This window comes from Klebsiella sp. MS 92-3 (genome assembly GCF_000195655.1).
Classification (GTDB): domain Bacteria; phylum Pseudomonadota; class Gammaproteobacteria; order Enterobacterales; family Enterobacteriaceae; genus Klebsiella; species Klebsiella pneumoniae.
The window spans coordinates 1-1,816 of sequence record NZ_GL882818.1 but is presented as its reverse complement, the minus strand read 5'-3'; the positions used below and the strand labels follow the sequence as shown (position 1 = coordinate 1,816).

Here is a 1,816-nt window from a genome sequence, read left to right as displayed (position 1 = left end):
CCCGGCCCGCCCTACACCGCATATTTGTCGTCATATAAAAAAATCAGGACACCTGTATATGCAACAACAACACAAGCCACATCTGCTGCGCGGGCTCAATGCCCGACACATTCGGTTTATTGCGCTCGGCTCCGCTATCGGCACCGGGCTGTTCTATGGCTCGGCCTCAGCCATCAAAGCGGCGGGCCCGGCGGTGCTGCTGGCCTATCTGATTGGCGGCGCGGCGGTGTTTATCGTCATGCGCGCGCTGGGCGAGATGGCGGTGCGCAACCCGGTTTCCGGCTCCTTCGGCAGCTATGCCCGCCAGTATCTCGGGCCACTGGCCGGGTTTATTACCGGCTGGACCTACACCTTTGAAATGGTGATCGTCGCCCTGGCCGACGTCACCGCCTTCGGCATCTATATGGGATTGTGGTACCCCGATGTGCCGCGCTGGATCTGGATCCTCAGCATCATCTTCTTTATCGGCGCGATGAACCTGTGCAACGTGCGGGTATTTGGCGAGATGGAGTTCTGGCTGTCTCTGGTGAAGGTGGTGGCGATTATCGCCATGATGCTGGCGGGGGCGGGGATCATCTTCTTTGGCTTTGGCCACAGCTTCCCGGCCACCGGGCTGGAAAACCTCTGGAGCCACGGCGGCTTTGCCCCTAACGGCTGGCAGGGCGTTATCGCCTCGCTTGGCATCGTGATGTTCGCCTTCGGCGGGGTGGAGATTATCGGCGTCACCGCCGCGGAAGCGAAGGATCCTAAGAAGGTGATCCCGCAGGCCATCAATACCATTCCGCTGCGCATTATCCTGTTCTACGTCTGCACCCTGGCGGTACTGATGGCGATCTTCCCGTGGAACAGCTTTGGCGAACAGGGGAGTCCGTTTGTGCTTATTTTCGACGGTCTGGGGATCCCGGCGGCGGCGACCATCCTTAACATCATCGTGATCAGCGCCAGCATCTCGGCGATTAACAGCGATATTTTTGGCGCCGGACGCATGATGTACGGCATGTCGAAAGAGGGGCTGGCGCCGAAAAGCTTCCAGCGCATCGCCAGCAACGGTGTGCCCTGGATGACGGTGGTGGTCATGGGCGGCGCGCTGCTGGCGGCGGTGGTATTGAACTATCTGATCCCCGAGCAGGTATTTGTGCTAATTGCTTCGCTGGCGGCATTCGCCACGGTATGGGTGTGGCTGATGATTCTGCTATCCCATTTTGCCATGCGCCGCGGTTTGTCTGCCGAAGAGCGCAGCCAGATCGCCTTTCCCATTCCGTTCTGGCCGGTTGCGCCGCTGTTGACGCTGCTGTTTATGGGGCTGGTCATCGCCGTATTAGGGATGTTTGCCGAAACGCGGATGGCGCTGATCGCCGGCCTGGTCTGGCTCGGGCTGCTGACGGTGGTGTGGTATGCGCGGGTGCGTAAAACTGCGCTGCAGGTAGCCACTGAACAGTAAGATCAATTTCCCCGGTGGCGCTGCGCTTACCGGGGCTACAAATGGCACGGACCGTAGGCCGGGCAAGGCGTCAGCCGCCGCCCGGCATAAAAGCGGCTCCGTGCCCGCGGCAATCGCCCGGCGGCGCTGCGCTTGCGCGGGCCTGGGGGTATTGTAGATACTGCTATCGGCTTGTAACGGTTTTAATCCGGTAAAAACAGTTGTTTTGTATTAATTCCGAGCACATTGCGCTCCCGAAATGTCTTCTACGTTATGTTACTCATGCCGCAGGGAGCGCACAGGGGGCGGCCAGTCGCCGCCGCCCCCTGTACCCTCGGGCTTCGGCCAGCAACATCGCCACTGCGTGGTGCCTTCGACTTATCCCTGCAGGCTTCG

At 60.2% G+C, this 1,816-nt stretch carries 1 protein-coding gene; it reads left to right on the top strand.

Annotated elements, in window-relative coordinates; all coding sequences use genetic code 11:
- Positions 1-58: 58 nt before the first annotated feature.
- Complete coding sequence (locus HMPREF9538_RS11310; RefSeq protein WP_004147672.1) at positions 59-1,441, top strand: amino acid permease; 1,383 nt, start codon at positions 59-61, stop codon at positions 1,439-1,441.
- The last annotated feature ends 375 nt before the right edge of the window (positions 1,442-1,816 follow it).

What these genes read in the sequence shown, in the direction of transcription:
- HMPREF9538_RS11310 (WP_004147672.1), top strand. Translation starts at nt 59, where the DNA reads ATGCAACAACAACACAAGCCACATCTGCTGCGCGGGCTCAATGCCCGA.